This window comes from Proteus hauseri (genome assembly GCF_004116975.1).
Classification (GTDB): Bacteria; Pseudomonadota; Gammaproteobacteria; order Enterobacterales; family Enterobacteriaceae; genus Proteus; species Proteus hauseri.
Genome location: NZ_CP026364.1, coordinates 1,832,926 through 1,854,668 on the forward strand (window position 1 = coordinate 1,832,926; position 21,743 = coordinate 1,854,668).

Annotated in this window: 20 protein-coding genes; 13 read left to right on the top strand and 7 right to left on the bottom strand. The window is 39.7% G+C overall.

Annotated elements, in window-relative coordinates:
- Positions 1 to 33: 33 nt before the first annotated feature.
- The 3 genes from tamA to PH4a_RS08415 are packed head-to-tail and all read left to right on the top strand — an operon-like array spanning position 34 to position 5,949.
- Positions 34 to 1,776 (top strand): autotransporter assembly complex protein TamA, encoded by a 1,743-nt coding sequence (gene tamA / locus PH4a_RS08405; protein ID WP_129039123.1) that lies wholly within the window; start codon positions 34 to 36, stop codon positions 1,774 to 1,776.
- Positions 1,773 to 5,597, top strand: a complete 3,825-nt coding sequence (gene tamB / locus PH4a_RS08410; protein WP_129039125.1) for an autotransporter assembly complex protein TamB — start codon at positions 1,773 to 1,775, stop codon at positions 5,595 to 5,597. The genes tamA and tamB overlap by 4 nt, the downstream gene beginning before the upstream one ends.
- 4 nt (positions 5,598 to 5,601) lie before the next feature.
- Positions 5,602 to 5,949, top strand: a complete 348-nt coding sequence (locus tag PH4a_RS08415; protein WP_064718612.1) for a gamma-glutamylcyclotransferase family protein — start codon at positions 5,602 to 5,604, stop codon at positions 5,947 to 5,949.
- A gap of 356 nt (positions 5,950 to 6,305) precedes the next feature.
- Here PH4a_RS08415 and ppa read toward each other — a convergent pair whose 3' ends face one another.
- Both ppa and fbp read right to left on the bottom strand, forming a co-directional pair.
- Positions 6,306 to 6,833: an inorganic diphosphatase gene (gene ppa / locus PH4a_RS08420; RefSeq protein ID WP_064718613.1), complete on the bottom strand. Its 528-nt coding sequence runs from the start codon at positions 6,831 to 6,833 to the stop codon at positions 6,306 to 6,308.
- Between the two features lie 199 nt (positions 6,834 to 7,032).
- Complete coding sequence (gene fbp / locus PH4a_RS08425) at positions 7,033 to 8,040, bottom strand: class 1 fructose-bisphosphatase (protein WP_129039128.1); 1,008 nt, start codon at positions 8,038 to 8,040, stop codon at positions 7,033 to 7,035.
- A 164-nt stretch (positions 8,041 to 8,204) separates the two neighbouring features.
- Between fbp and mpl the strand changes: the two genes are divergently transcribed.
- On the top strand, positions 8,205 to 9,584 hold the full coding sequence (mpl, locus tag PH4a_RS08430) for a UDP-N-acetylmuramate:L-alanyl-gamma-D-glutamyl-meso-diaminopimelate ligase (protein WP_129039130.1): 1,380 nt from the start codon (positions 8,205 to 8,207) through the stop codon (positions 9,582 to 9,584).
- A gap of 70 nt (positions 9,585 to 9,654) precedes the next feature.
- On the opposite strand, the gene argR is transcribed toward mpl, so the two are convergent.
- Complete coding sequence (gene argR, locus PH4a_RS08435) at positions 9,655 to 10,125, bottom strand: transcriptional regulator ArgR (RefSeq protein WP_064718616.1); 471 nt, start codon at positions 10,123 to 10,125, stop codon at positions 9,655 to 9,657.
- A gap of 447 nt (positions 10,126 to 10,572) precedes the next feature.
- Between argR and mdh the strand changes: the two genes are divergently transcribed.
- Positions 10,573 to 11,511: a malate dehydrogenase gene (mdh, locus tag PH4a_RS08440; protein ID WP_129039132.1), complete on the top strand. Its 939-nt coding sequence runs from the start codon at positions 10,573 to 10,575 to the stop codon at positions 11,509 to 11,511.
- 101 nt (positions 11,512 to 11,612) lie between these two features.
- Here mdh and PH4a_RS08445 read toward each other — a convergent pair whose 3' ends face one another.
- Positions 11,613 to 11,879: a helix-turn-helix domain-containing protein gene (locus tag PH4a_RS08445; RefSeq protein ID WP_064718618.1), complete on the bottom strand. Its 267-nt coding sequence runs from the start codon at positions 11,877 to 11,879 to the stop codon at positions 11,613 to 11,615.
- Positions 11,880 to 12,065: 186 nt separating this feature from the next.
- On the opposite strand from PH4a_RS08445, the gene PH4a_RS08450 reads away from it, so the two are divergent.
- Positions 12,066 to 12,416, top strand: coding sequence for a DNA-binding protein (locus PH4a_RS08450; RefSeq protein WP_129039134.1), 351 nt, complete (start codon positions 12,066 to 12,068; stop codon positions 12,414 to 12,416).
- Between the two features lie 77 nt (positions 12,417 to 12,493).
- The gene (locus PH4a_RS08455; RefSeq protein ID WP_064718620.1) at positions 12,494 to 12,910 is read left to right on the top strand and encodes a DNA-binding protein; all 417 of its coding nucleotides are present in this window, start codon (positions 12,494 to 12,496) and stop codon (positions 12,908 to 12,910) included.
- A gap of 47 nt (positions 12,911 to 12,957) precedes the next feature.
- On the opposite strand, the gene ispB is transcribed toward PH4a_RS08455, so the two are convergent.
- Positions 12,958 to 13,929, bottom strand: a complete 972-nt coding sequence (ispB, locus tag PH4a_RS08460) for an octaprenyl diphosphate synthase (RefSeq protein ID WP_129039136.1) — start codon at positions 13,927 to 13,929, stop codon at positions 12,958 to 12,960.
- A gap of 262 nt (positions 13,930 to 14,191) precedes the next feature.
- Here ispB and rplU point away from each other — a divergent pair, with 262 nt between their 5' ends.
- From rplU to cgtA, 3 genes are all read left to right on the top strand, one after another.
- Positions 14,192 to 14,500, top strand: a complete 309-nt coding sequence (gene rplU, locus PH4a_RS08465) for a 50S ribosomal protein L21 (protein WP_064718622.1) — start codon at positions 14,192 to 14,194, stop codon at positions 14,498 to 14,500.
- A gap of 19 nt (positions 14,501 to 14,519) precedes the next feature.
- A complete protein-coding gene (gene rpmA, locus PH4a_RS08470) occupies positions 14,520 to 14,777 on the top strand; it encodes a 50S ribosomal protein L27 (RefSeq protein ID WP_064718623.1) in 258 nt (85 codons plus the stop codon).
- A 131-nt stretch (positions 14,778 to 14,908) separates the two neighbouring features.
- Positions 14,909 to 16,081 carry an Obg family GTPase CgtA gene (gene cgtA / locus PH4a_RS08475; protein WP_064718624.1) on the top strand — a complete coding sequence of 391 codons (1,173 nt, stop codon included), beginning with the start codon at positions 14,909 to 14,911 and terminating at the stop codon, positions 16,079 to 16,081.
- A 131-nt stretch (positions 16,082 to 16,212) separates the two neighbouring features.
- Here cgtA and dacB read toward each other — a convergent pair whose 3' ends face one another.
- Positions 16,213 to 17,655, bottom strand: a complete 1,443-nt coding sequence (gene dacB, locus PH4a_RS08480; RefSeq protein WP_129041856.1) for a serine-type D-Ala-D-Ala carboxypeptidase — start codon at positions 17,653 to 17,655, stop codon at positions 16,213 to 16,215.
- 408 nt (positions 17,656 to 18,063) lie between these two features.
- On the opposite strand from dacB, the gene greA reads away from it, so the two are divergent.
- The gene (gene greA / locus PH4a_RS08485; protein ID WP_064718626.1) at positions 18,064 to 18,540 is read left to right on the top strand and encodes a transcription elongation factor GreA; all 477 of its coding nucleotides are present in this window, start codon (positions 18,064 to 18,066) and stop codon (positions 18,538 to 18,540) included.
- A gap of 122 nt (positions 18,541 to 18,662) precedes the next feature.
- On the opposite strand, the gene yhbY is transcribed toward greA, so the two are convergent.
- Positions 18,663 to 18,956: a ribosome assembly RNA-binding protein YhbY gene (gene yhbY / locus PH4a_RS08490; protein ID WP_064718751.1), complete on the bottom strand. Its 294-nt coding sequence runs from the start codon at positions 18,954 to 18,956 to the stop codon at positions 18,663 to 18,665.
- Positions 18,957 to 19,101: 145 nt separating this feature from the next.
- On the opposite strand from yhbY, the gene rlmE reads away from it, so the two are divergent.
- Complete coding sequence (gene rlmE, locus PH4a_RS08495) at positions 19,102 to 19,731, top strand: 23S rRNA (uridine(2552)-2'-O)-methyltransferase RlmE (protein WP_004246244.1); 630 nt, start codon at positions 19,102 to 19,104, stop codon at positions 19,729 to 19,731.
- A 47-nt stretch (positions 19,732 to 19,778) separates the two neighbouring features.
- A complete protein-coding gene (gene ftsH, locus PH4a_RS08500; protein WP_129039138.1) occupies positions 19,779 to 21,713 on the top strand; it encodes an ATP-dependent zinc metalloprotease FtsH in 1,935 nt (644 codons plus the stop codon).
- The last annotated feature ends 30 nt before the right edge of the window (positions 21,714 to 21,743 follow it).

Consider the following 21,743-nt stretch of genomic DNA (forward strand, 5'->3'; position numbering starts at 1 on the left):
ATCAAATCGACTAAATACTATTGAGGAGAAAGCGTGCCGAGATACTCCGTTATCTACGTTCTCTGTCTGTCTTTCGCTGCACCTGTTGCCTATGGGGCAAATTTGCGTTTAAAAGTGGAAGGTTTAGAAGGGCAACTCGAAAAGAATGCACGAGTGCAGCTATCAAACATAACAACAGAAGAAGTTGCACCAGATGGGCGTTTTCGTGCGCGTGTTGAGAAAGCAATTCAAGAAGGGCTTCGGCCTTTAGGCTACTATCAGCCTACTATCACTTTCGATTACCAAGAAAATACACCTCCTGCACGCTCGGTGTTAACCGCGAAGGTTAATCCAGGTATTCCTGTTTTACTAAAAGGTGTTGATATTGTACTTGAAGGTGGCGCAAAAACAGACGAGCAATACGCTAAAGTTATTAAAGAAAATACACCACCTTTAGATAGTGTGTTAAATCACGGTGATTATGAAAAGCTAAAAGGCTCATTGACGGGACTTGCTATTCGTCGTGGTTATTTCGATGCAGAAATGGAAAAAAGCCAATTAGGTGTCTCTTTAGGTCGGCATGCCTCTTATTGGGATTTCGTTTTTAATAGCGGTGAACGTTATCGTTTTGGCACAGTGAACTATACCGGATCTCAAATACGAGAAGACTACTTACAAAATATCGTCCCTTTTAAAGAAGGTGATTATTACTCTTCTGAAGAATTAGCTGAGTTCAATCGACGCTTAGCTGCAACTGGCTGGTTTAATTCTGCAATGGTAACGCCAGATATCGCTAAAGCACGGAGTGAAGGTTCATACCTTTTACCCATGAATGCCACAGTAACACCACGTTCTCAAAACTATGTTGAACTTGGTGGCGGTTTTGCAACTGATGTTGGTCCTCGACTTAATATGCAGTGGGATAAACCGTGGATGAATTCTCGCGGTCATAGTCTGACATCAAATATTAGCCTGTCTCAACCTGAGCAATCTATTGGTGCAAATTATAAGATCCCACTTAAAGTAAACCCATTAGAACAATATTATGGTGTTCAAGGTGGTTTTAAACGTACTGATTTGAACGACACTCGTTCTGATACCACAACGCTGAATGTTTCTCGTAACTGGGATATGTCTACAGGATGGCAATACAGCATTAATACGCGTTGGAGCCTCAGCCACTTTACTCAAGGTGACGTTACTAATACCACCATGCTGTTATATCCAGGTGTTAATGCCAGTCGGGTTCGTCAACGAGGTGGTATGATGCCATATTGGGGGGATAGCCAACGTTATTCGCTTGATTACTCAAATAAAATTTGGGGTTCTGATGTTGAATTTGCTGCATTGCAAGCACAACAAGTTTGGATCCGCACACCGTGGGAAGGGCATCGTTTTGTAGTCCGAGGTCATTTCGGTTGGATTGAAACCAATGCTTTTGAGCGAGTTCCTCCTGAATTACGTTTCTTCGCTGGGGGGGATAGAAGCGTTCGTGGCTTTAAATATCAAAGTATTTCACCTGAAGATGGTAAAGGTAATTTAACGGGTGCATCAAGAATGTTAGTCGGCTCAGTCGAATATCAATATAACGTCACTGGAAACTGGTGGAGTGCAGTCTTTATTGATAGTGGTGAAGCTGTTAATGATTTCACCCGAAGCGATTTTAAAACAGGTGCGGGTGCGGGTGTTCGTTGGGCATCGCCTGTTGGCCCAATTAAATTTGATTTAGCATTACCTGTTAGTGATGTAGATAAACGTAGACTCCAGTTTTATATCGGATTAGGGGCAGAGTTATGATGAAGTGGTTGAAATGGATTGCGCTTACACTCCTTATCATTATTCTGCTTACTTTCGGCGCTATAGCGTGGATTTTAGGTACACAGTCAGGCTTACACTTTGCAATTAACAGCGCAGCTCGTTGGGTTCCAGGTTTAGAAATTCAAGATGTTAATGGTGGTTGGAAAGATCTGCACTTAACGGGTGTTGAATACCAAATGCCGGGCATTAACGTTAATGTCGGCGAGTTATCACTTGGGTTACGTTTAGCGTGTCTAACTGATAAACAGGTTTGTATTGATAATTTAGGCACAAAAGATGTTGTGGTGAATGTCGATACCAGTGCATTTCCTCCTTCTGAAGAAACGCCGCCATCGGAACCTTTAACGGAGCTTAATGCACCCCTACCGATTTTCTTAAATTCACTTTCATTAGAAAATACCCACGTTAAAATTGACGATATGGCGATATCGCTGAGTGATTTTAAAACCGCAGCTCAGTGGGAAGGGCGCCAAGTTACCTTAAAATCTACCCTTATTGACAATTTGCTGGTGGCGTTACCTAAAACGCCTGAAGAAGGCAGTATAGAAGCGGTAGCACAAGAGGTAAAACAGGTAGCAATAGCTGAACCTAAAGCTGAACCAACGACACAAGAAGAGAAAGAGAAAGCCTTAGCAGATACGATTAAAGAGATTTTTGCAAAACCATTACTCGCTGAATTACCTGAAATTATTATCCCTGTTGATGTGAAGATTGAAGGTATTGAAGGGAAACAACTTCAAGTTACAGGTGATACACCAGTCACTATTAATCAGTTGGTTTTGCAAGCTGAGACCCAAGATAAACACATATCTCTTACTCAATTTGCGGTTGATGCTCCAGAGGGTGAAATCACTTTATCTGGTGGTATTACATTGGATAAGCAGTGGCCTGTTAATCTTGATATTAATGGTGCTATTCGTGATGTGGTTGGACTTGAAGATTTTAAAGATCAGAAAATCACCTTATCTTTACAAGGTGCTATTCTAGACGAATTAAAACTGGCTCTTTCATTAACGGGCGCGGTGACGGCAACGCTTGATGCTCAAGCTGAATTAGCCAAGCCTCATTTACCATTAAAACTTACCCTTGAAAGTGAAAAGGTACGCTGGCCATTAACAGGTGATGTGCAATATCAACTTGATGGTACAAGGCTACGTCTTAATGGTCAGACAGATAATTACGATCTTTCATTACGTTCGGATATTCAAGGACAAGATATACCGCCAGCCAAATTAACGCTGGATGCGAAAGGTAATGAAGAGAAAATAGAGTTAACACGCCTACGTTTAGCTGCCTTGCAAGGCCATGCCGATATCACCGGGGTTGCGGATTGGAGCAAAGCCATTAGCTGGAATGCGTTATTAACCATTTCAGGAATTAATACAGCAAAACAATACCCAGATGTTCCCGCTAAGCTCGATGGTCGTATAGCAACAACCGGAAGCCTGTATGGTGGAAGTTGGCAACTACGAGTTCCTGAAATTATCTTAGATGGCAGTGTTAAAAATAACATAATTAAAGCTCGAGGTAATGCTTATGGTAATGACTCGGGTCAGTGGAATATCCCCCAATTAAAACTTATTTTAGGTAAAAATAACCTCGATATTGAAGGGCATTTAGGGGATAAATGGGCGTTAGACGCCAATATCAATGCACCTGGTTTAAATGGCTTAGTTCCGGGATTAGCGGGTGTTATTAAAGGTAAAGTGAATATTCGTGGTGATATTAATACACCTAAAATTATTGCTGACATAAATGCACAAGGCATTAAATGGCAAGACCAAGTTAGCGTTGAATCAGTCACAATAAAAGGTGATGTCACCTCTGATAAAGAGATTGGTGGCAAACTTGCTATTACAGCTCGTCAGCTAAGACAAGCTGATTTAATTATAAGAAATTTAGCTTTAAACGCATCAGGTACTGAAAAACAGCATAAATTAACGCTAAAAGTGGAAGGTGAACCCGTTTCTGGTGGGCTGACACTGTCAGGTTCATTTGATAAAGAAAAACAGCAATGGAAAGGAACTTTAAATAACACGGCATTTGATACACCAGTAGGTGAATGGCGTTTAAATAAAGCAATGGCTCTTAACTTGTTAGCTGAAAAACAAGAAGTCACCATTGGTTCTCATTGCTGGGTGAATCCAAATGCACAGTTGTGTGTACCTAAAGCGATTACTGTTGGCGAAAGTGGCTCTGCTGCAATCACGCTAACACGCTTTGATTTAGCCATGATAAAACCCTTCTTACCGCCAGAAACATCACTTAAAGGTGTGTTTACGGGAGATGCAACGGCAACGTGGAATTCTAAAGGTGGATTACCTAAAGCCTCTGTTAATCTTAAAGGGCAAGGTGTTGCATTAAAGCAAAATCTAGAAGGGACTATTTTACCAATAGATTTTGATGCAATCACACTTAATGCTGACATTAATAATGGTAAAGCATCACTTCAGTGGCTTATTAGTATTGTGGGCAATGGTGATTTTAAAGGGAATGTGCATGTCTCAGACCTTGAACGTAAACGTCAGTTATCCGGTAATGTAGATATTGATAACTTAACTTTAGACTTAATTAAGCCTTTCTTAGGTAAAGGTGAAATTGCGCAAGGAAGCATTGGCGCTCAATTACGTTTAGGTGGTAGTGCACAATCACCATTATTATTTGGTCAATTTGGTATCAATCAATTAAAAGTGGCTGGGCACTGGATCCCATTTGATATCACTAAAGGAAATGTTGATATCAGCTTTAATGGTGCAACCTCTGATTTAGGCGGTAGAATTGAAACACCTGAAGGTTACTTAAACCTTACTGGTAATGCTGATTGGCGTAAATTAGATGAATGGCGGGCGGTTGTTGCTGCTAATGGCAATAAATTACGAGTATCGCTACCACCTATGGTACGTATTGATGTGAATCCTGATTTAGTTTTTGAAGCAGGTCCACATTTACTTAAACTAGACGGTCGTATTGATATCCCTTGGGCTAGAATTGTTGTTCAAGACCTACCTGAATCTGCAGTATCGGCTTCTTCAGACGAAGTCATGCTAAATGATGATTTACAACCTATTGCACCAAAAGAAACATCGATTCCAATTCAAAGCAATTTAGCGATTAATATTGGTGATGATGTGACATTGGACGCATTTGGACTTAAAGCTAGATTGACGGGTATGCTTAAAGTCGACCAGAGTAAACAAGGGCTTGGTTTGAATGGCCAAATTGATATCCCTAAAGGGGAATTCAAAGCTTATGGACAAGATTTACAAGTACGTAAGGGGCAAATCTTATTCTCTGGGCCTGTTGATCAGCCTTACTTAAATATTGAAGCTATTCGTAATCCTGAGAATACCGCAAATAATGTTATTGCTGGAGTTCGAGTAACAGGGCTTGCTGATAAACCTAAGGTTGAAATTTTCTCTGAACCTGCATTTACTCAACAAGAGGCATTATCTTACTTGTTAAGAGGCGAAGGATTAGATAAAAGTGGTGATGCAGATTCAGCACAAATGACAGCAATGCTGATAGGATTAGGTGTTGGTCAAAGTGGTCAACTTGTCGGGCGCATTGGTGAAACCTTTGGTGTTTCAGATTTAGCGCTGGATACACAAGGTGTGGGTGACAACTCACAAGTTGTGGTCAGTGGTAAGATAACCAATGATCTACAAGTGAAATATGGTGTGGGTATCTTTGATTCGCTAGCGACGTTAACTCTACGTTATCGCTTGATGCCTAGGTTGTATTTACAAGCCGTGTCTGGTATGAATCAGGCAATAGATCTGCTTTATCAATTTGAGTTTTAATTATATGCGAATTATTGTTTATGGTAGTTTACGGCAAAACCAAGGTAACCATCACTGGATGACCTATGCACAACTATTAGGTGAGCATAAATTAGTTGGGTATAAACTCTATGATTTGGGGTTTTACCCTGCGGTTGTTGAAGGTGATGGCGAAATAGAATGTGAAGTTTATCGAATAACACCTTCTATATTGACAGAACTTGATGAATTGAAAAAGAATGATCAAGATTACAAGCGACAACTGATTTCAACACCTTATGGCAGTGCTTGGATCTATCTTTATCAAAAGTCTGTTGATGGTTTGCGCGAGATAAAATGCGGTGATTGGCTAAAACGTCACGAAGAAGAGTAAAGGGTTAGTTACTCCTTACTGCAAGTTATATAAAACGGCTCGATAGTGATATCGGGCCGTTTTTACGCATAAAGCTATATAAAAACATTTACTTATTTATTCTCTAGATTTATTTTTATTATTATTAATAATAAGCCTGTTTTACCTATTTATAGAGATAAGTATTATTACTGCTTTGCTTATTTTTATTATTTTATTCATGAGAGATAGAAAGAAAAAGAAGATAAAACAGTAGGTTAAAGTTAATAGGCTGGATTATTAATATAAGCCCTTCAATAAAGATAAAGGGCTTATATTTTTAAGGTGAATTATTTGTTTATAAACAACTTACCTTATGAACTCTGATTAACTCAGAATTATTTTTTAGCGCGTTCGAAAGAAGACAGAATTTCAGCTTTAGCTGCTTCTACGCCTTCCCAACCGTCAACTTTCACCCATTTACCAGATTCTAAATCTTTGTAGTGTTCAAAGAAGTGTTTGATCTGTGCTTTTAACAGTTCTGGCAAGTCTGTCACATCTTTAATGTGATCATATTCTTTGCTCAGTTTAGTATGAGGAACAGCAACCAGTTTCGCATCTTCACCTGATTCGTCAGTCATTTTCAGTACGCCAACGGGACGGCAACGAATAACTGAACCTGGTTGTAATGGGTATGGAGTTGGAACCAGAACGTCTACTGGGTCACCATCTAAAGATAAGGTGTTATTGATGTAACCGTAGTTACATGGATAGAACATTGCAGTTGACATAAAACGGTCAACGAACAGAGCGCCACTTTCTTTGTCAACTTCGTATTTAATTGGATCAGCATTTGCTGGGATTTCAATAACAACATAGATATCTTCTGGCAGTTCTTTACCAGCAGGAACATGATTCAGGCTCATAAAAAATTTCCTATGAAAAAATTAATTTTACGTGGCCTGTAGTATAGCGAAAAGTTTTTAACAATACCCGTTTTTTGCCGAAGCTGTTGTGTTCTGATGTAAAAATAAGCAGCACATAAATAGAAGGACGATTTTAAAAGATGAAAAAACCGGACGAATCGCAAGCCCGGTTTATCTATATTGATGCTAGATCAATGAATTATTCTTCGTCTGGATATTGCGCCATAAAGCTTTCTGCTTGTTCGACCATCGATTTGGTACCAACAAAGAAAGGCATACGCTGATGAAGTTCTTTAGGCTCAATATCAAGAATACGATCTTTACCGTTACTTGCTTTACCGCCAGCTTGTTCCGCTAAAAATGCCATTGGATTGCACTCATACAGTAAACGTAATTTACCTGTTGGATGGCTTGCTGTACTTGGATAAATATAAATACCACCTTTTAATAAATTACGGTGGAAATCGGCAACTAAAGAACCAATATAACGAGTCGTGTAAGGACGGTTAGTTGCAGTATCTTGTTCTTGGCAATACTTAATATATTTTTTAACCCCTAATGGGAATTTAATATAGTTGCCTTCATTGATTGAGTACATGTTTCCTGTTGGTGGAAAATGTACGCTTTCATGAGATAAACAGAAAACACCCAAAGAGGGATCGTAAGTAAAGGCGTGAACACCACAACCTGTTGTATAAACTAACATGGTTGATGAACCATAAACGACATAACCTGCAGCAACTTGACGATTACCTGGTTGTAAAAAGTCATCAAGAGTAACAGATTGCCCAACAGGGGTAATTCTGTGATAAATAGAGAAAATTGTACCGACGGAAACGTTTACATCAATATTCGAAGAACCGTCTAAAGGATCCATTAGCACAACATACTTAGCGTTATTTGCACGGTCACCTTCAAAGATAACAATATCATCTTCTTCTTCTGAACCGATACCAGCAACTTCTCCTCGAGCCTTAAGCGCCGCTTTTAGTTTCTCATTGGCGTAAAGATCCAGTTTCATCTGGGCTTCGCCCTGAACATTAGAAATACCATTGGTACCAAGGATATCGACTAACCCTGCTTTGTTTATATCACGATGAATAATTTTTGCCCCTAACTTAATTGCCGAAAGCAGTGCTGTTAATTCGCCAGTAGCATGGGGAAAATCTTGTTGTTTCTCGACGATAAATTCGCCTAATGTTTTCATGACGCAGGTCCTGAATGTGAGTGGGTAAAGTAAAAAAGGAGAAAAATCCCCTTAGTGGTGGCAAGTTTAGCCAAAGAATCGGATGATTCAAAGGTTAATCCGTTCCTAATCTGCTTTTTGATGGTTAGAATAGTGACCAACTTCATGCTATTGGACAGAAATTCATGCACATTCATATTCTTGGTATTTGCGGCACCTTTATGGGAAGCCTTGCTATCCTTGCTAGAGCTCAGGGATATAAAGTTACAGGCTCGGATGCTAACGTTTATCCACCAATGAGCACATTGCTGGAAAACCAAGGCATAGAACTTATTGAGGGGTATGATCCAAAACAATTAGAACCCGCTCCTGATATGGTGATTATTGGCAATGCAATGACACGAGGCAACCCTTGTGTTGAAGCTGTGCTTGAAAAAGGATTACCTTACACTTCAGGCCCTCAGTGGTTACACGATTATATTTTACCAGAACGCTGGGTTTTAGCGGTTGCAGGTACTCATGGTAAAACAACAACAGCAGGTATGTTGGCTTGGGTTTTAGAAGATTGTGGTTATAAGCCAGGCTTTTTAATTGGTGGTGTGCCCGGAAACTTTCAGGTATCCGCGCAATTAGGAGAAAGTCCTTTCTTCGTTATTGAAGCAGATGAATACGATAGTGCGTTTTTTGATAAGCGTTCTAAATTCGTTCACTACTCGCCACGCACATTAATCCTTAATAATTTAGAGTTTGATCACGCGGATATTTTTGAAGATCTTGCTGCTATCCAAAAACAGTTCCATCACTTAGTTCGCATCGTGCCAGCAAGTGGCAAAATTATCATGCCTGATAATGATATGAATCTAAAACATACTATCGGCATGGGATGTTGGAGTGAGCAAGAATATACAGGCGAAACGGGTAATTGGCAGACCAAAAAACGCAACAATGACAGTAGTCATTTTGAGGTTTATCACAAAGGTGAGTGTGTTGGTGAAGTTTGTTGGGAGCTTTCTGGCGAACATAATATGCAAAATGGCTTGATGGCCATTGTGGCTGCTCATCATGTAGGTGTATTACCTGCAGACGCTTGTGAAGCGCTTAATAAATTTATTAATGCGCGACGTCGCTTAGAGTTACGCGGTGAAGTCAACAATATCAGTGTATATGACGATTTTGCGCATCATCCAACTGCAATTTTAGCAACACTTGAAGCGTTGCGAAGCAAAGTTGGCGGAACCGCTAGGATTATTGCGGTATTAGAACCACGCTCAAATACGATGAAGATGGGGATTAGTAAAGACGATATTGCACCGGCATTAGGTCGCGCGGATGAAGTGTTTTTATTTCAGCCACCGAATATCCAATGGTTAGTGAGTGAAATTGCAGAACGTTGTGTACAGCCCGCTCGCTGGAGTACAGATTTAGATACGTTAGTTGATATGATAGTGAAAGAAGCGCAACCTGGAGATCATATCTTGGTGATGAGTAATGGTGGTTTTGGCGGAATACACGAAAAATTATTAACAGAGCTCGCTAAACCTAAGCAGACTGAAAATCAGTACTAAAATAAAAAAGCCACTGAAAAAAATAATATAATTTCAGTGGCTTATCATTTTCAACTTCGTTAGTGTAGGATTATAATTCCTGATCAAACAGGTTTAAAATTGCATCACGAAGTTCTTCCGTAGAGAAACCCGGTGCAGGGGTTGAAAAAATAGTATCATCACCCGCAATACTACCAAGTATTCCTTCGGCTTTTCCTAATGAATCTAATAGGCGAGCAATAAGCTGTGCGGCGCCAGGGCTGGTTCTTATCACTACAACAGAATGGTTATGGTCAATATCTAGCACCAAGTTTTTGAGTGGGCTACTTGCGGTGGGAACGCCCATTTCTGTAGGAAGACAATAAACCATCTCCATTTTGGCATTGCGAGTTCTTACTGCCCCAAATTTTGTTAGCATACGAGAAATTTTAGATTGGTTGATATTATCAAAACCAGCTTCTTGTAATGCTGTCACGATCTCGCCTTGTGAACTGAATTTTTCTTCTTTCAGTAGGGCTTTAAACGCTTTAACCAAGTCTTCTTGCTTAGAAGGAACGCGCATAGTTCACCTTTAGTGAGTTATCAATAACTCCTGCATTATGCAGAGGAGTGAATTTTTATGCAACATAACATCGTGTTAGAAAGATGATTTACCTCTAAATATTTTCACAATGTGATGCCTTACAAAAGAGTTTTATTTATTTTGGCTGAATGCGATAATTCAGATGAGGTAAAACATTTGTTAACAAAATGATAATCTTAAATGATTTGAATAAGTAGAGTGGTACACTTAACACTTTACTATATTTATTGGAATTATTTATCAAAAGAGTGTCCGCTATCTCATTAACAGATAAGCAATTTGTTTAAAATAACCGAAGTATTATTTTTTAATGTAAATGCCTTATTATGCAATATTGCTGTTAAATAATTGTTTTTTTCAAGGCGGATTGCGTAATAGTGAATATATCAAAGGCGTTCCACTATCTCGTAACTAAGGAGTATCAGAATGAAAGTAGCAGTTCTCGGTGCAGCAGGTGGTATTGGTCAGGCACTGGCACTTCTTCTTAAAAATCAGCTTCCAGCTGGTAGTGAACTCTCTTTATATGATATCGCTCCGGTCACACCGGGTGTTGCAGCAGACTTAAGTCATATCCCGACTCAAGTCACTGTAAAAGGTTTTGCGGGCGAAGATCCTTCACCGGCTCTAAAGGGCGCAGATGTTGTGCTGATTTCTGCAGGTGTTGCTCGTAAACCCGGTATGGATCGTTCAGATCTATTCAATGTGAATGCGGGAATTGTGCGTAATCTGATTGAGAAAGTTGCACAAAATTGTCCTAAGGCATTAATCGGTATCATTACTAATCCTGTCAATACTACTGTCGCTATTGCTGCTGAAGTTCTCAAAAAAGCAGGTGTTTACGATAAACGACGCCTATTTGGTATCACCACTCTTGATATTATTCGTGCAAATACCTTTGTTGCAGAGCTAAAAGGTAAAGATCCTCAAAAAACCAATGTTCCTGTTATTGGCGGACACTCTGGTGTTACTATTCTTCCTCTGTTGTCACAAATTGCTGATGTCTCATTGACCAATGATGAAATTGCAGCATTAACACATCGTATCCAAAATGCAGGAACTGAAGTTGTAGAGGCTAAAGCTGGTGGCGGATCCGCGACATTATCAATGGGACAAGCTGCAGCACGCTTTGGTCTTTCATTAATTCGTGCATTAAATGGCGAAAAAAATGTTATTGAATGTACTTACACTGAAGGTGATGGGGAATATGCCCGTTTCTTTGCCCAACCTATTCTTTTAGGTAAAAATGGTGTAGAAGAATATTTATCTATTGGTAAATTAAGCGATTTTGAAAAACAAGCTCTTAATGGCATGTTGGATGTATTGAAAAAAGATATAATCCTTGGCGAAGAATTTATTAATAAATAAGAAATACTTTTTTTGCTATAAAAATAATGCAAAATTAAATAAAAACCGCTGGTACTATATCAGCGGTTTTTTTTATTAATTATAATGTATGTAATTATTAGTTAATTATTAGTTTTATCACGAATCTTTCGTTCAAGTAATTCTCCCGTTTCAGGATGGAAATAACGGCTTGGCCAAATTTCGGAAGGTTCTATACCTAAATAATCAGCAATAATTTTTTCACCTTTTGGCCAAGGTCGTGACAGAGCATTAGCCAGTGTTGATGAGCTTAGCCCAGCTTGGCGAGAGATGGCTGCAAGTGTTGTTCCTCTTTTTCTGAGTGCGGCAATAATATCGGCAGGATGCCAATCAGATTTCCTTGAAATCATTTTTAATCCTTTTTCTATAAAATTGAATGCTGTGTTAGTGGTATAAATAACAGTTTATTAGAAATGCCTAAAAGCATTTAAACTGATTATTTAGAAAATAAAATAACATTATTTTTCTAAAAAGATTTCTGATTTTTTTCTTAATAATTTCTTTTTTGAAGTTGATAACAATTTTAGAGAAACGTAATGAAAAAAGAGTGGTATACGGCAATGGAATTGACGGGTATAGGTGGATTACCTAAATCGCCACAGGGTGTTAATGCGAAAGCAAAACGTGAGTCTTGGTTGAAACAAAAGAAAGTGAATAATAAACAAGGTAGTGGAGTTGAATATCATTATTCTTGTTTCCCAGAAAAAACTTTAATTGCTTTGGAACTTTATGAACCATTAGCACATTACAAACTAAATAAAGAGGAGCCACTCGTTATCTGGGTGAAAGCATTCCAACAACTAAATGATGGTGAACAAAAAACATTAACAGAGCTGATATTGCGAGATGGTATTAGGAGTTTTTTAGAAAAAATTGCCAATGATTGAGCGATTTTAAAGAATGATTATTGCGTTATCCGCAACAGATATCTGACTAACCTCTTAGTTGAATGTGAGATGAGATCATGAAAAAAGAATGGTATACAGCAAAAGAATTAGTGGGGCTTGCGGGATTACCCAATTCACCGCAAGGGGTTAACTTGATGGCTCGTCGTGAAGGATGGGAAAATCGTCGCAAACGTGGGGTGCAGGGTAAAGCCGTCGAATACTCGATAAAAAGCCTACCTGATGAGGTTATTGGTGTCTTAGCTGCTCATGAACCTCCTGCAGAATATTTATCTAAGCGACAGGATGCTTTTCTTATTTGGGTTGAAGCCTATTACCAGTTAACAAAATCTGAGCGTGAGAAAATTGTAAAGTTTGTTTTACGCGAAGGGCTGTCAAAATTGATTAGTTATATCGATGCCGATAATCAAGACGCGATAGAACGTGAAAATGAAGAAGTACTGCGAAAATTAAAAAGTCCTCCAGAATCGACATAGTCGCTCTGGAGGGCTTCTAAGTAATGCTTAATACTCTTTCATTACGATTAAGATTGGCGTTGTACAGCAACGTGTGCAAGCCCAATTAGCGCATCTTTATAAGATGAGTCAGGAATAATAGATAAGGCCTCAATGGCTTTGTCAGCTTCTTCTTCTGCTTTTTGGCGGGTATATTCCAAAGAGCCACACTGTTTCATGGTAGTTAAAACAGTATCGAGCAGATGACGACCATTGCCTTGTTCAATTGCTTGGCGAATGAGTAGAGATTCTTCTTCATTGCCATTATGCATTGCATGTAACAGTGGTAATGTTGGTTTCCCTTCATCAAGATCATCACCCGTATTTTTACCTAACTGACTATTATCTGCATCATAATCAAGCAGATCGTCAATGAGCTGAAAAGCGGTACCAAGATAACGACCATAATCTTGGAATGCTTTTTCTTGCTCAGGCGTTGCGCCCGAAAGTATAGCTGATGCATGAGATGCGGCTTCAAATAAACGGGCTGTTTTACTGTAGATAACCTGCATATAGTCTTCTTCAGTAATATCAGGATCGTTACAATTCATTAATTGTAAAACTTCACCTTCAGCAATCACGTTTGTTGCGCTAGACATTAATCTTAATACACGCATTGAATCGAGATCCGTCATCATCTGAAAGGATCGTGTATAGATAAAATCACCGACTAATACGCTGGCAGCGTTACCAAATACCGCATTTGCCGTTTGTTTTCCTCGACGCATATCTGATTCATCAACAACATCGTCATGTAATAATGTTGCGGTGTGAATGAACTCGATAAGTGCAGCAACCGAGATATGTTTGTCCCCTTGATAACCTAAAGCTCTGCCAGTAAGTACTGCGATCATTGGGCGGATCCTTTTTCCTCCACCGCTAATGATGTAGTAGCCGAGCTGATTTATCAGAGAAACATCTGAATTCAGTTGGTAAAGAATTGCCTCATTTACCGCCGTCATATCAGTGGATGTCAGTTTTATAATAGATTCTAAATTCATGTTTTTTCGACTTTGGCTCGCCAATGAGCGCGTTATTATTAATAAAAAATTATCATGCCACAGATTTTACTCTCTTATAATTTAGATTGTACTTTAAAAATTGCTGAAATAAATATCGTGTAAAAAACTCTTTTTTTTAACGGTAGTTTGCGATCTGTACTTGTCATCGACATTAAAGTTGCGTAGAATTCGCGCCCTATGTGAATATTTTAATTGTGCGCTCAGATTATCATATTGAGAGTGCACGGAAAGCGGAGTTTATATGTACGCGGTTTTCCAAAGTGGTGGTAAACAACACCGAGTCAGCGAAGGTCAAACTATTCGTTTAGAGAAGCTCGAAGTAGCAACTGGCGAAACTATTGAGTTTGACACCGTTATGATGGTCGCTGATGGCGACAACATTCAAATTGGCGCTCCTATCATTGCGGGCGTTAAAGTTAAAGCGGAAGTGGTTGCTCACGGTCGCGGCGAGAAAGTTAAGATTGTTAAGTTCCGTCGTCGTAAACACAGCCGTAAACAACAGGGCCACCGTCAGTGGTTTACTGATGTTAAAATCACTGGTATCGCTTAAGGTTTAGGAGAGTAGTTCAATGGCACATAAAAAGGCTGGCGGCTCGACTCGTAACGGTCGTGATTCCGAAGCAAAACGTCTAGGTGTAAAACGTTTCGGTGGTGAAGCTGTATTAGCAGGTAGCATCATCGTTCGTCAACGTGGTACTAAGTTCCATGCAGGTACTAACGTTGGTTGTGGTCGTGACCACACACTGTTTGCATTAGCTGACGGAAAAGTTAAATTCGAAATTAAAGGTCCAAACAACCGTAAATTTATCAGCATCGACGCTGAATAATTACCGGTCCTTTAAATACCGAGTTAAAAGCCCTGCACAGTCTGTTGCGGGGCTTTTTATATTTAAAAAAGGCCATCTCTGGGTAATTTCGGCCATCCAGCACGTTAATGGCTATCATACGGAGTAAAATCATGAAATTTGTTGATGAGGCCAAGATCCTAATCGTCGCTGGCGATGGTGGTAATGGCTGTGTAAGCTTTCGTCGCGAAAAATATATCCCTAATGGGGGACCTGACGGTGGTGATGGTGGTGATGGTGGTGATGTCTACATGATTGCAGACGAAAACCTCAATACCCTTATCGATTATCGTTTTACTAAATCTTATCGTGCTGAACGAGGCGAAAACGGCCATAGCCGTGATTGTACTGGTAAGCGTGGTCAAGATATTACCATTAGCGTACCCGTCGGAACTCGAGTTCGTGATCTGGCAACTAATGAGATCATTGCCGACTTAACGGTTCATGGTCAAAAGCAAATGGTCGCTAAAGGCGGTTTCCATGGATTAGGTAATACACGTTTTAAATCATCAGTTAACCGAGCGCCACGTCAGCGCACAATGGGAACACCTGGTGAGGAACGTGAAGTACTGCTTGAGCTTATGCTATTAGCGGATGTTGGCATGTTAGGTATGCCAAATGCGGGTAAATCAACCTTTATTCGCGCTGTTTCAGCAGCAAAACCAAAAGTTGCTGATTATCCATTTACCACATTAGTACCTAGCTTAGGTGTTGTGCGTATGGACAATCATCAGAGCTTTGTAGTTGCAGATATTCCGGGTCTTATTGAAGGTGCCGCTGATGGTGCTGGCCTTGGGATCCAATTTTTAAAACACTTAGAACGTTGCCGAGTGTTATTGCATTTGATCGACATCGATCCTATTGATGGTTCAGATCCTGTTGAAAATGCCAGAATTATCATTTCTGAATTAGAAAAATACAGCGAAAAATTAGCACAAAAACCACGTTGGTTAGTGTTCAACAAAGTTGATCTTCTTGATCCTGAAGAAGCAAAAGAGAAAGCACAAGCTATCGTTGAAGCGCTGGGTTGGGAAGGCGATTACTATATGATCGCAGCGATCAACCAAGAGGGTGTGAAAAAACTTTGCTGGAATATCATGGAATTCCTCAATGTAACACCACGAGAGCAAGATGTGGTTGCTACTGTTGAGAGTAGCGATAAAGTTGATTTTATGTGGGATGATTACCATAAAGAACAGCTTGAAAATCCTGATTTTGAAGAAGATGACGAAGATGATTGGGATGAAGAAGATGACGAAGGTATCGAGTTTATTTATAAACGCTAATTTGTCGTTTCTTTAAATAGTAAATTAAAAGAAAATGCCTGATTTATCAGGCATTTTTTTATGATTAATTATTATTGCTAACTTATCTTACTTATAAATTAACTATGATTAGTATTTATTGAATCATCAAATTATTTATTGTTGTACATATCTTTATACAAATTAGTTTCAAAACGAACTAAATAGGCTCGACCAGCATTACGATTTTGTGTTGGCGGGGAGTAAGCAGAAACATATTGTACAAAAGCCACTTTTTGTCCATTAGCTGTTGTCATAAATCCAGCAAGGTTATAAACACCTTTTAAAGAGCCTGTTTTAGCTGATACTTTGCCATCAACACCCGCCTCATGAAATCCTCCACGATATTGCAGCGTACCGTCGTGACCTGATAGTGGCAGCATAGTAATAAAATTGAGTTCGCTCTCATGTTGTCCTATATATTGAAGTACTTGCATCATGGTAGCAGGCGCAATGAGGTTATGGCGAGAAAGGCCTGAGCCATCAACCATTATGGTATTACTTAAATCAATACCTGCTTTCTGTTTTAAAATAGCTCGAGTTGCATCTGCACCTGAGCGCCAAGTACCTGCTACACCATAATATTCACGGCCTATTGTTCTAAAAATGGTATCTGCAATCATATTGTCAGACTCTTTTAGCATGGTGGTGAGCAATTTATGCAGTGGTTTAGATTGTGTTTGAGCAAGAATGGTAACGGGGGCTTTAGCTTGGGAACGGCGTTTTACATAGCCATCAAGCTCAATATTCGCTCTTTGCAGTTCTTCTTTTAAGATTGTTCCGGCCCAATGAGCGCCATCTTGAATTGAAAACATAAGAGGGATTGCATCATCTCGTTTTGGAATACAACCTGTAATAACATAGGTATTTAAGTCGCGAACAGTGACATCTAATTCACAAAAACGGGTTCGAGTTGAACCTTTCTCATAGGTTTCAACTTCACTTAATACGGTAACGGGATAAAAAGACGCTTTGCGAACAGTTGCAATATCACCGTCTTTAGTGCCGCTTTGCAATAAAACGGAGAAGCAATTTTTATCAACAATGGCAGCTCCTGGCGGCGCACTAAAACATTGTGTCATATCGTTCCAAACCCAACCAGGCGCTTGGTCATGGCTAGAAAATGCAGAAGTATCAATAAGCAGATTACCATTAATTTTTGTGACACCTGACTGTTTTAAAATAGTCACCATACCTCTAAGCTGTTGGCGAGTTAAGGTTGGGTCACCACTGAAACGAAAGATTAAATCACCATTCAGTGTCTCTTTATTGATTTTGCCTTCGGTTTCCATTGTTGTTGTAAATTGATAATCTCCACCCAACTGTAATAAGGCTGCCAATGCGGTTACCACTTTTTGTGTACTGGCTGGAAGTGCTAATTGATTTGCATGGTAAGTGAGATTAGGCGATGGTGCGCCAACTGTTTGCGTTATCAAGCCAACTTGTGTTCCGTCAGGAAGATATTCTATGTAGTTTTCTACAGGAATAGCCTGTGTTGAAAAGCTAACGATACTTAAAGTGCAAAGTATTCGTCGTAAATTAGGGAATAAGCGCATAATTTCTCTATCCATGACTATAGCGTAATAACGTTACAGTGTTGATTGCCAAGTAGGTAATACTAAAGGGCAATGAGGGCAAAAGTAAACGTTGATGAGTGTGATTATGTCATTATCAGAAAATGTCTAGTTATCTATTTATAAATATAGATAAGGCGTGAAGCTATTCGAGTCTTGTGTTAGATTTAGTTTAAATGTGAGAGGTTAATTTCACTTCTCAATAGCACGAATCAGTTGCCAAATAGGCCTCTAATTCACTGAATTTATGTAGAGACGGGCCCAATTTCAGGTTGCCTGTGTCTTTTTTTGTCTTGAGAAGAGGAAATTTATCTTTTTCTCTGTGTTGTTAGTATAAAAAATCAGGATGATACCTATTTTTTATTAGGAATAGTATTGAGGTATTAACACATGAATCAGATCCCTATGACAGTTCTCGGTGCAGAAAGATTACGCGAAGAACTGGAATTTTTAAAAAGTGTTCGTCGTCCCGAAATTATTGCTGCTATTGCAGAAGCACGCGAGCATGGCGACTTAAAAGAGAACGCTGAATATCACGCTGCCCGAGAACAACAGGGTTTTTGTGAAGGTCGCATACAAGAAATCGAAGCTAAGTTATCGAATGCTCAGGTTATTGATGTGACAAAAGTAACTAATAATGGTCGTGTAATTTTCGGCTCAACAGTAACGTTGCTAAATGTTGATACTGAAGAAGAGCAAACTTATCGCATCGTTGGTGATGATGAGGCCAACATTAAAGAAAATTTAATCTCAGTAAACTCACCGATAGCTCGGGGACTTATTGGTAAAGAATTAGATGATGTGGTTGTTATTAACACTCCAGGTGGTCAAGTTGAGTATGAAGTTTTAGATGTAAAATATATTTAATTTGTAATTTTACGTTTCTATAGAAAACTCAGCTGTTATCCTGTGGTAATATAAAAAAAGGCCTTAAAAGGCCTTTTTTGCCATAGAGTTAGTAATGGCATTTTTATATAAAGGTATAAGTTTTATTTCGGTAGAATAATCTTGCGCTCTTGTGAAGGGCGATAAAGAACTAATATTTTTCCGATAACTTGTACATTCTGTGCACCGCTTTCGCGTACAATCGCTGCAACGATCAAGTTTTTAACATCTCGATCTTCGCCTGCGATTTTGACTTTGATAAGCTCATGGTGTGCCAGAGCGAGTTCAATTTCTGCAAGAACGCCTTCAGTTAACCCGTTGTTACCAATCATAACGACTGGATTCAGGTGATGAGCGAGCCCTTTCAGGTGTTGAATTTGTTTTTTGTTAAGAGTCATCATTAATTTTTGCTTTGTTGGGATTGAAAACGATCTATTCTAACGCCATCTCTCACTTATCACCATAAAATGTCGTTATGACGAGGTTAAATGAGTGAGATAGTAAAAATTTTGATAGCTAAGTGTATGATAGTTGGAAAACGCAATGGCCAATAAAAAACGTTCGGCAAGCTCTAGCCGCTGGTTACAAGAACATTTTAGTGATAAATATGTTCAACAAGCAAAGAAAAAAGGGTTTCGCTCTCGCGCTTGGTTTAAACTGGAAGAAATTCAGCAAAGTGACAACATTTTTAAACCGGGTATGACCGTTGTCGATTTAGGAGCTGCTCCTGGTGGGTGGTCTCAATATGTTGTACAGCAGTTAGGGAACAAAGGTCGAATCATCGCATGTGACCTTTTACCTATGGATCCTATCGTTGGAGTCGATTTCCTTCAGGGCGATTTTCGTGATGAACTTGTATTGAAGGCGTTGCTTGATAGAGTAGGTGACAACAAAGTCCAGGTTGTCATGTCTGACATGGCTCCAAACATGAGCGGAACACCCGCGGTCGATATTCCTCGATCCATGTATTTAGTAGAGTTAGCGCTTGATATGTGTCGTGATGTGCTGGCTCCCGGGGGAAGTTTTATTGTCAAAGTGTTTCAGGGAGAAGGCTTTGATGAATACCTGGGGCAAATACGCTCCCTGTTTACGAAGGTAAAAGTTCGTAAACCTGACGCTTCGCGGTCTCGTTCTCGTGAGGTATATATTGTAGCCACAGGGCGTAAACTTTAGTACCCTAAAGCTATTTGTTAACACAGTTGTAATATGAGGTTAATCCCTTGAGTGACATGGCGAAAAACCTGATCCTCTGGTTAGTCATTGCAGTCGTTTTGATGTCATTATTCCAGAGCTTCGGACCCAGCGATTCGAATAGTCGTAAGGTGGATTACTCTACCTTTATCAATGAGTTAACTAATAACCAATTACGCGAGGTCAGCATAAGTGGTTATGATATTAATGTAACTAAAACAGATAACTCAAAGTACAGCACGTATATGCCTATGCGTGATGACAACCTGCTGACCACTTTAATGAACCGTAATGTAAAAGTAACGGGTGAACCACTAGAAGGTCAAAGTCTACTGACTCAGATTTTTGTTTCTTGGTTCCCAATGCTATTACTGATTGGTCTTTGGATCTTCTTTATGCGCCAAATGCAAGGTGGTGGCGGTAAAGGTGCGATGTCTTTCGGTAAAAGTAAAGCTCGTATGCTAACGGAAGACCAAATCAAAACAACGTTTGCAGATGTTGCAGGTTGTGATGAAGCCAAAGAAGAAGTGAGTGAATTAGTTGAATATCTACGTGAACCGGGTCGATTCCAAAAATTAGGGGGTAAAATCCCTAAAGGTATCTTAATGGTAGGACCTCCTGGTACAGGTAAAACATTATTAGCAAAAGCGATAGCAGGTGAAGCTAAAGTTCCATTCTTCACTATATCTGGTTCTGATTTTGTTGAAATGTTTGTGGGTGTAGGTGCTTCGCGTGTTCGTGATATGTTTGAACAAGCGAAAAAAGCTGCACCTTGTATCATTTTTATTGATGAAATTGATGCTGTAGGTCGCCAACGTGGTGCAGGTTTAGGTGGTGGTCACGATGAACGTGAGCAAACACTAAACCAAATGCTGGTTGAAATGGATGGTTTTGAAGGTAATGAAGGTATTATCGTTATTGCGGCAACTAACCGTCCTGACGTTTTAGACCCAGCATTGTTGCGTCCAGGTCGTTTCGACCGCCAAGTTGTTGTTGGCTTACCTGATGTTCGTGGTCGTGAACAAATTCTGAAAGTCCACATGCGTCGTGTACCGTTGTCACCAGATGTTGATCCAGCGATTTTAGCGCGTGGTACTCCTGGTTTCTCTGGTGCTGATTTAGCTAACTTAGTTAATGAAGCTGCACTGTTTGCTGCCCGTGGTAATAAACGTGTTGTTTCTATGGTTGAGTTTGAGAAAGCTAAAGACAAGATCATGATGGGTGCAGAGCGTCGTTCAATGGTAATGACCGAAGAACAAAAAGCATCAACGGCTTATCATGAAGCTGGTCACGCAATTATTGGTCGTTTAGTCCCTGAACATGACCCTGTGCATAAAGTAACGATTATTCCTCGTGGGCGTGCATTAGGTGTGACATTCTTCTTACCAGAAGGTGACCAAATCAGCGCAAGCCGCCAGAAGTTAGAAAGTCAGATTTCAACTTTATATGGTGGTCGTTTAGCTGAAGAAATTATCTATGGTTCAGAACATGTTTCTACAGGTGCATCTAACGATATTAAAGTAGCGACAAACATTGCACGTAACATGGTGACACAGTGGGGCTTCTCTGAAAAATTAGGGCCATTGCTGTATGCGGAAGAAGAAGGTGAAGTCTTCTTAGGTCGTTCAGTCGCTAAAGCACAACATATGTCTGATGACACGGCACGTACAATTGATGAAGAGATTAAAGCAATTGTAGACCGTAACTATGTTCGTGCTCGTCAGATCCTGATGGACAATATCGATATTCTGCATTCAATGAAAGATGCGTTGATGGTTTATGAAACTATCGATGCACCACAAATTGATGACTTAATGAATCGTCGTGAAGTACGTCCACCTGCTGGCTGGGATGGTAATGGCAACAGTGGTTCTAACACCACAACTGCACAACCAGCTCAATCACATGTTGCGAATGAACCTAAATCGGATGGTGACACACCGTCTGATAACAATACTCACTAATCCTATTTAAGAGATAAATGAGTAAGCTGT

What these genes read in the sequence shown, in the direction of transcription:
- PH4a_RS08415 (WP_064718612.1), top strand. Translation starts at nt 5,602, where the DNA reads ATGCGAATTATTGTTTATGGTAGTTTACGGCAAAACCAAGGTAACCAT.
- argR (WP_064718616.1), bottom strand. Translation starts at nt 10,125, where the DNA reads ATGCGCGTTCCTTCTAAGCAAGAAGACTTGGTTAAAGCGTTTAAAGCC.
- ispB (WP_129039136.1), bottom strand. Translation starts at nt 13,929, where the DNA reads ATGAATTTAGAATCTATTATAAAACTGACATCCACTGATATGACGGCG.
- PH4a_RS08450 (WP_129039134.1), top strand. Translation starts at nt 12,066, where the DNA reads ATGAAAAAAGAGTGGTATACGGCAATGGAATTGACGGGTATAGGTGGA.
- tamB (WP_129039125.1), top strand. Translation starts at nt 1,773, where the DNA reads ATGATGAAGTGGTTGAAATGGATTGCGCTTACACTCCTTATCATTATT.
- rlmE (WP_004246244.1), top strand. Translation starts at nt 19,102, where the DNA reads ATGGCCAATAAAAAACGTTCGGCAAGCTCTAGCCGCTGGTTACAAGAA.
- yhbY (WP_064718751.1), bottom strand. Translation starts at nt 18,956, where the DNA reads ATGACTCTTAACAAAAAACAAATTCAACACCTGAAAGGGCTCGCTCAT.
- PH4a_RS08445 (WP_064718618.1), bottom strand. Translation starts at nt 11,879, where the DNA reads ATGATTTCAAGGAAATCTGATTGGCATCCTGCCGATATTATTGCCGCA.
- greA (WP_064718626.1), top strand. Translation starts at nt 18,064, where the DNA reads ATGAATCAGATCCCTATGACAGTTCTCGGTGCAGAAAGATTACGCGAA.
- rpmA (WP_064718623.1), top strand. Translation starts at nt 14,520, where the DNA reads ATGGCACATAAAAAGGCTGGCGGCTCGACTCGTAACGGTCGTGATTCC.
- cgtA (WP_064718624.1), top strand. Translation starts at nt 14,909, where the DNA reads ATGAAATTTGTTGATGAGGCCAAGATCCTAATCGTCGCTGGCGATGGT.
- fbp (WP_129039128.1), bottom strand. Translation starts at nt 8,040, where the DNA reads ATGAAAACATTAGGCGAATTTATCGTCGAGAAACAACAAGATTTTCCC.
- mpl (WP_129039130.1), top strand. Translation starts at nt 8,205, where the DNA reads ATGCACATTCATATTCTTGGTATTTGCGGCACCTTTATGGGAAGCCTT.
- mdh (WP_129039132.1), top strand. Translation starts at nt 10,573, where the DNA reads ATGAAAGTAGCAGTTCTCGGTGCAGCAGGTGGTATTGGTCAGGCACTG.
- rplU (WP_064718622.1), top strand. Translation starts at nt 14,192, where the DNA reads ATGTACGCGGTTTTCCAAAGTGGTGGTAAACAACACCGAGTCAGCGAA.
- PH4a_RS08455 (WP_064718620.1), top strand. Translation starts at nt 12,494, where the DNA reads ATGAAAAAAGAATGGTATACAGCAAAAGAATTAGTGGGGCTTGCGGGA.
- dacB (WP_129041856.1), bottom strand. Translation starts at nt 17,655, where the DNA reads ATGCGCTTATTCCCTAATTTACGACGAATACTTTGCACTTTAAGTATC.
- ppa (WP_064718613.1), bottom strand. Translation starts at nt 6,833, where the DNA reads ATGAGCCTGAATCATGTTCCTGCTGGTAAAGAACTGCCAGAAGATATC.